Origin of the sequence: Mycobacterium sp., from assembly GCF_019247615.1 — a bacterium.
Classification (GTDB): domain Bacteria; phylum Actinomycetota; class Actinomycetes; order Mycobacteriales; family Mycobacteriaceae; genus Mycobacterium.
In genome coordinates, this window is record NZ_JAFBAT010000272.1 from 1 (window position 1) to 6256 (window position 6256).

General features: G+C 69.5%; 6 protein-coding genes and 1 pseudogene. All 7 read right to left on the minus strand.

The window, feature by feature from the left end; translation table 11 throughout:
• The coding region (locus tag JO059_RS18970; protein WP_293321511.1) for a class I SAM-dependent methyltransferase at positions 1-1129 on the minus strand (1129 nt) is incomplete at its 3' end.
• Between the two features lie 2 nt (positions 1130-1131).
• The gene (locus JO059_RS18975) at positions 1132-2103 is read right to left on the minus strand and encodes a class I SAM-dependent methyltransferase (RefSeq protein ID WP_293321513.1); all 972 of its coding nucleotides are present in this window, start codon (positions 2101-2103) and stop codon (positions 1132-1134) included.
• 10 nt (positions 2104-2113) lie between these two features.
• Positions 2114-2878, minus strand: a complete 765-nt coding sequence (locus JO059_RS18980; protein ID WP_293321515.1) for an enoyl-CoA hydratase — start codon at positions 2876-2878, stop codon at positions 2114-2116.
• A complete protein-coding gene (locus JO059_RS18985; protein ID WP_293321517.1) occupies positions 2875-3711 on the minus strand; it encodes an NUDIX hydrolase in 837 nt (278 codons plus the stop codon). The genes JO059_RS18980 and JO059_RS18985 overlap by 4 nt, the downstream gene beginning before the upstream one ends.
• The gene (locus JO059_RS18990) at positions 3708-4550 is read right to left on the minus strand and encodes an ABC transporter ATP-binding protein (RefSeq protein WP_293321519.1); all 843 of its coding nucleotides are present in this window, start codon (positions 4548-4550) and stop codon (positions 3708-3710) included. The genes JO059_RS18985 and JO059_RS18990 overlap by 4 nt, the downstream gene beginning before the upstream one ends.
• 71 nt (positions 4551-4621) lie before the next feature.
• Positions 4622-5857 carry a phosphoserine phosphatase SerB gene (gene serB / locus JO059_RS18995; RefSeq protein ID WP_293321521.1) on the minus strand — a complete coding sequence of 412 codons (1236 nt, stop codon included), beginning with the start codon at positions 5855-5857 and terminating at the stop codon, positions 4622-4624.
• Positions 5858-5880: 23 nt separating this feature from the next.
• Positions 5881-6256 (minus strand): annotated as a pseudogene (locus JO059_RS19000) (cytochrome ubiquinol oxidase subunit I); the annotation flags it as partial.

Here is a 6256-nt window from a genome sequence, read left to right on the forward strand (position 1 = left end):
TGCCGCGCGGCCGCAGCCGTCGCCGCAGCCCATCGGGGTCCGCTCGCACGCCGCGAATCAGGATCTCGAGCGGCCCACAGTCCAGGGCGGACAGGGCCCGGCGCAGTCTGCGCTCGTCGAACACGACCTGCTCGAGCACCTCAAAACCGCGTACCCCTGGCGGCAGCCGATCCCCGGACAAGTAGGCGATGTCGGGGTCGAGTTGCCAGAGCCCGTGCCGCGCGCCGTAGTGGCGCACCAGGCCCGCCCTCACCACCGCTCCGTCGGGGTCGACGATCCAGCGCCCGGGCGGCCGCACCGGGCATTCGTCGGGTTCGTCGTCGGTGAGCTCTTCGTTGCGGTCGAGGATGCTCGCCCGGCGGCCGACACCCCGCTGCGCCAATCCGGCCGACCACAGGCATGCCTCGCGCACCGATCCCCGGTACGACGTCACCTCGATTTCGCCGTCGAATCCCAGGCGGCGTATGCCCTCGAAATCTATTCCGGGAGCGCACTTTACGGCGTACTCGCGGTCGCGGTAGGCGTCGATCAACCGGCCGAGGCGGGGCTCGTAGTCATCGACATGGAAACGCCGCCGCCCGCCGGCCCGGCGCGCCGGGTCGGCGACGACCACCGTGTCGCGGGTCACCAGGCGCAGCGCGTCGGCGCGGCACAGGTCTGCTACCGACCCCACGTTGTGGCGGGCCATTGCCAGCCGCACCGCGTCGGTGTCGCTCCCCACCGTCCGGACCCCGACGCGGTGCAGTGCGGCCAATTCTGTACCGATCGAACACGTCGCGTCGTGCACCACTGCACCGGCCTGCGCCAACCGCCCGGCCCGGTGCAGGGCCACCGGGGCCGCCGTGGCCTGCTGCAAGGCCTCGTCGGTATACAGCCAATCCGACAGGTTGAAGTCCGGGCCGAGCGCACTCAGCTTGTCGACGGCGCGGCGGCGCAACAGCGTCGTCTCCACCAGTACCGCGGCGCGGTCGCCGAACCGCGCGCGCACGGCCGCGACATCGGAAACCCGGCTGGCGTCCGTCAGCTCGAGTTGGGCCACCGCGGCCAGCGCCGCCGCTCCCGATTCCGACCGCAGGTAACTGACGTCGTCACCGCCGAAGCGCAACCCGGTAACACCCGTGGAAGCCAAGCTCAGGACGGTTTGACCCCGGTGATCATCACGTTGTAGAACCAGCCCTGCGGCAGCACATGGCGCCAGACGTTGGCGTCCACCCAGCTCAGCGCCTTCCAGCTGTTGAAAGCGAACTTCGCCCAGCCCCAGCCCAGGCGGCCCGGCGGAACCGCGCATTCAAACGTGCGAAGCGGCCAGCCCAGCATCGCGGCGGTGAACTCCACGGTGGCGGTGCGGAGCTGCACCGCGCCGGCGTCGGCAGCCATCCGCTGCAGGTCCTGCGGCGCAAAGGTGTGCAGGTCGACGAGAGCCTCCAACGCCGCCGCGCGGGAGGACTCATCCAGCTCGGCCTGCGGGCGGCGCCAGCCGCGCAGACCCGGCAGCCGGGTGGCATTGGTGACGGCCCGCCAGGTCAGCGTGGACAGGGTGCGGGCATACACGTCGCCGACCGAGGTCGGCTCGCCGGCGAAGACGAACCGCCCGCCGGGACGCAGCACCCGGATCACCTCGCGCAGCGACAGCTCGACATCGGGAATGTGGTGCAGCACGGCATGCCCGACGACAAGATCGAAGCTGTTGTCGTCGTAGGGGATGCCCTCCGCGTCAGCCACCCTGCCGTCGATGTCCAGGCCGAGCGATTGGCCGTTGCGGGCGGCGACCTTGACCATGCCGGGCGACAGGTCGGTCACCGACCCGCGCCGGGCGACTCCGGACTGGATCAGGTTGAGCAGGAAAAAGCCGGTGCCGCAACCCAATTCAAGGGCCCGGTCGTAGGGCAGCTGCCTGATCACCTCGTCGGGCACGACGGCGTCGAAGCAGTTGCGGGCGTAGTCGATGCAGCGTTGGTCGTAGGAGATCGACCATTTCTCGTCGTAGGTCTCCGCCTCCCAGTCGTGGTAGAGCACCTGGGCGAGCTTGCTGTCGTGCCGCGCCGCTTCCACCTGCTCGGCGGTGGCATGCGGGTTGGGAATGGCGTCGGTCGAACTCGTCATGCAGGGCAGCCTAATGGTCGCCGAGGCCGGCCTGTTCGCCAAGCCTGTGACCGGCGGCGAACACTTCGGCGTAACGACGCCGTTCGGCGACGAGTCGCTGGGCCTGTTCCAGTTCGAAGACGTCGTTGATCCCGGCCTTCGCTGCGGCGAGCGCCCGCGGCGGGCCGTCGAGAAAGCGGCGTGCCCACGCCGCGGCGGCGTCATACACGTCGTCGGGGGCCACCATGTCGTCGATCAGGCCCATCGTCAGCGCCTCCTCGGCGCCGATGAAGCGCCCGCTGAAAACCAGCTCCTTGGCCCGGCTCGCCCCCGCGGCCCACACCAGGCGCGCCATGCCACCCCCGCCGGGAATCAGTCCGGCCAGGATCTCGGTCGCGCCGAATTTGGCGTTGTCGCCGCTGACGCGCCAGTCGGCGGCCAGCGCCAGCGTGAGGCCGGCGCCCAGCGCGTATCCGGTGATGGCGGCCACGGTCGGCTTCGGGATTGCCGCGACGGCATCGACGGCTTGCTGTCGCACCCCCGCCGCGATGTCGGCTTCGGGCGCGGTGAGAGTCCGCAGCTCGGACAGGTCGTCCCCGGCGGAGAAGATCTCGTGTCCGCCAAACAGGATCACCGCGGCCACGTCGTCGCGCCGCCCCAGTTCGGACGCCGCCGCCGCGATCTCGCGGTAGGCCTGGCGGGTCATCGCGTTGGTCGGCGGTCGCGACAGCAGCAGCATGGCCAGGCCGGCATCCTGCGAGCCGTCGCTGACGACGACGCTGACGAACTCGCTCAATGCCGCCACCCCATTCCGCCCGATTCCCGCGCCTGGTGATAGCGCTCGGAGTCGAAGAATTCGAACACCCAGTTGTCGTCCTGGATCTCCAGGTGCGGCTGCACGGTGACGATTTTGCGCTCGACGGCCAGCACTTCGGCGACGGTGCGGCCGGCCAGCGAGTCCAGCTGCGTCCACGTGGGCGGCAGCAGGAAGCTGCGACCCGCGGCGAAGTCGTCGATGGCGGCCTCCGGAGTCGTCCAGCCGGCGCGGTCGGACTCGGTGTTCTCCCCGTCGGCGCGCTGACCGGCCGGCAGGGCCCCGACAAAGAAGTAGGTGTCGTAACGGCGGGTGCGTTCGGCTTCCGGGGTGACCCAGTTGGCCCACGGACGCAGCAGGTCCGACCGCAACACCAGCCTCTCGCGGCGCAGGAAATCCGCGAAGGACAGCGTGCCCGCCGCGAGCTGGTGGCGCGAGTCGCGATACACCGATGCGTCGCCGACGATACTGTTCGGTGCCGAACCGGCCTGGTCGACCGGCCCGGCGAAGAGCACGCCGGATTCCTCGAAGGTCTCCCGTGCGGCGGCGCAGACCAGCGCCTCGGCGAGGTCGGGTTCGATGCCGAACCGCTGCGCCCACCATTGCGGCGGCGGCCCGGCCCAGGCGATATCCGCGTTTCGGTCGCGATCGTCGACGCCGCCGCCGGGAAACACCATCGTTCCGGCGGCAAACTCCATGCGGGCGTGCCGGCGCATGAGGAAGACGGCGATCCCGCCCGGAGCGTCTCGCACCAGCATCACGGTCGCGGCCGGCCTCGGTGTCAGGGGCGGTGGCTGATCTTGCGGGGAAGTCATATGTGCCTCCGGTGGGCCGCGCGCGGGCGAAGCCGTCGAGCGAAGTAGCGCCCGTCGGCGACGTCCAGGGCGATTGACTGGCCGAAGGCGGTCGACAGGTTCTCGGCCGTGAGCACGTCGGGCAGCAGACCGGCGGCCACCACCCGGCCCTCCGACAGCAGCATGCAGTGGCTGAAGCCGGGCGGTACCTCCTCCACGTGGTGGGTGACCAGCACCAAGGCCGGCGCATCGGGGTCTGCGGCCAGGTCCGCCAGCCGGGACACCAGTTCCTCCCGGCCACCCAGGTCGAGGCCGGCGGCCGGCTCGTCGAGTAGCAGCAGCTCCGGGTCGGTCATCAATGCGCGCGCGATCAGCACCCGCTTGCGCTCCCCTTCCGACAGCGTCCCGTAGGTGCGCTCCGCGAGGTGCTCGGCGCCAAGGCTTTCCAGCATGTCGATCGCCCGGCGGTAGTCGACGTCCTCGTAGCGTTCTCGCCATCGGCCCAGCACGGCATAACCGGCCGAGACGATAAGGTCGCGCACCAGTTCTTCGCCGGGCACTCGTTGCGCCAGGGCCGAGGAACTCAACCCGATTCGGGAACGCAACTCCGACACGTCGACTCGGCCGAGCCGCTCGCCGAGCACGAAGGCGACGCCCGATGACGGGTGCTCGGCGGCCGCGGCGATGCGCAGCAGCGATGTCTTGCCGGCTCCGTTCGGACCGATGATCACCCATCGTTCGTCGAGTTCGACCGCCCAGTCCACCGGACCGACCAAAAGATGGCCGTCGCGCCGCAGCGACACGTTCCTGAAGTCAATCAGCAGGTCCGGGTCAGCGGGCTCGCTTCCGTCATCGGGCACCCGACCATCGTGCCGTACCGCGAGGCTCGAATACCTGCCGGGTCACCGCCTCCCGCCGGCGGCGCGGCCGATCAATTCGGCGGAATCTGCACGCGGCGCAGCTGGCCGTCCACCGCATCGGCGGCCTCGATCTCGCCGCGCGTCACGCCGAGGAGGAACAGCACGGTGTCGAGATATGGCTGGCTCAGTGACGCGTCGGCGACCTCCCGCAACGCCGGCTTGGCGTTGAACGCCACCCCGAGCCCCGCAGCGGCCAGCATGTCGATGTCGTTGGCGCCGTCCCCGACGGCGACGGTCTGCTCCATCGGCACTCCGGCCTGCTCGGCGAATTCCCTGAGCGCCTTGGCCTTACCGGCACGATCGATGATCGTGCCGACGACGCGGCCGGTGAGCGTCCCGTCGACAATTTCGAGTTCATTGGCGGCGACGAAGTCCAACGAAAGCTCCTTGGCCAACGGTTCGATGATCCGCCCGAAGCCACCGGAGACCACACCGCAGCGAAAGCCCAAGCGGCGCAACGTTCGTAGCGTGGTACGCGCGCCCGGCATGAGCTCGAGCCGAGCGGCGACCTCGTCGACCACCGCGGCGGGCAAGCCCGCCAGGGTCGCCACCCGCTGCTGAAGCGATTCCGCGAAGTCCAACTCACCGCGCATCGCGGCCTCAGTGATCGCGGCGACTTTTCCTTGGGCGCCCGCATGCGCCGCCAGCATCTCGATGACCTCACCCTGAACCAGCGTCGAATCAACGTCGAAGACGATGAGCCGTTTGGCGCGCCGTTCGAGGCTGTACTCCTCGACTGCAACGTCGACGGCCTCTTCCGCGGCCACCCGAGTCAACGCTTTCCGCAGCGACCCATCGGTTCCCAACGGCACCGAAACGCGCAACTCCAGGCCGGTGACCGGATAGTCCGACACCCCGCGGATGAGGTCGATGTTGACTCCCCGCGCCGCCGCCTCCCGGGCCACCGCCCCGAACGCGCGCGCCGTAATCGGCCGGCCCAGAACGAAAATGGTGTGGGTCGACGGTTGCCTGATGATCGGCACATCGTCACTGCGCTCGATGGTGACGTCGAGGCCCACCCCACGGATGGCGGATTCCACGTCGTCGTGCAGCATGCCGCCGTCGGCGACGTCCGGCGGGCAGGACAACAGGACACCCAGCGTCAGGCGGCCCCGGATCACCACCTGTTCGACGTTGAGCAACTCGACACCGTGCCGAGACAACACCTCGAACAGCGCCGAGGTCACGCCCGGCTGATCCACACCGGTGACGGTGATGAGCACCGAGACCTTGGGGGTTGGGTTCACTCGCGACTCGGTGCGTGACGACGCTACTGGTCGGCGGTCGAGCGATCGGGTTCGGTCCGCGGCCCGAATCCCTTCGGCGACTCCAGCGCCGTGGCATGGCGCCCCACGTGCGCCTCGGCGCGCAGCCGTTCCACCATGTGCGGGTAGTGCAACTCGAAAGCCGGACGCTCCGAACGGATCCGGGGCAACTCGGTGAAGTTGTGCCGCGGCGGCGGGCAGCTGGTCGCCCACTCCAGCGAGTTCCCGTATCCCCACGGGTCATCGACGGTCACGACTTCGCCGTAACGCCAGCTCTTGAACACATTCCAGACGAACGGCACCATCGAGGCACCCAGGATGAAAGCCCCGGTCGTGGAGATCATGTTCAGGGTCTGGAAGTTGTCGGTGGGCAGATAGTCG